General features: G+C 47.8%; 2 tRNA genes. Both read left to right on the plus strand.

What is annotated here, in order from left to right:
• Nucleotides 1-84 precede the first annotated feature (84 nt).
• Nucleotides 85-160 (plus strand) — tRNA-Glu (locus tag CF67_RS03025).
• A 2-nt stretch (nucleotides 161-162) separates the two neighbouring features.
• A tRNA-Lys gene (locus tag CF67_RS03030) sits at nucleotides 163-238 on the plus strand.
• The last annotated feature ends 9 nt before the right edge of the window (nucleotides 239-247 follow it).

A 247-nucleotide genomic window follows, 5' to 3' on the forward strand; every position in this document is an offset into this window, starting at 1 on the left:
ACCTGGGGCTGGATCACCTCCTTAAACTATAATGCGATAATTATAACGATGAGTGCTCACACAGATTAATGAGGTTTTATACTTGTCCCGTTCGTCTAGAGGCCTAGGACATCGCCCTTTCACGGCGGCAACAGGGGTTCGACTCCCCTACGGGATACCATTGGGTCGTTAGCTCAGTTGGTAGAGCAGTTGACTTTTAATCAATTGGTCGCAGGTTCGAGTCCTGCACGACCCACCATTTTTTTTT

It is taken from the genome of Candidatus Photodesmus blepharonis (genome assembly GCF_000731795.2).
Classification (GTDB): domain Bacteria; phylum Pseudomonadota; class Gammaproteobacteria; order Enterobacterales; family Vibrionaceae; genus Vibrio; species Vibrio blepharonis.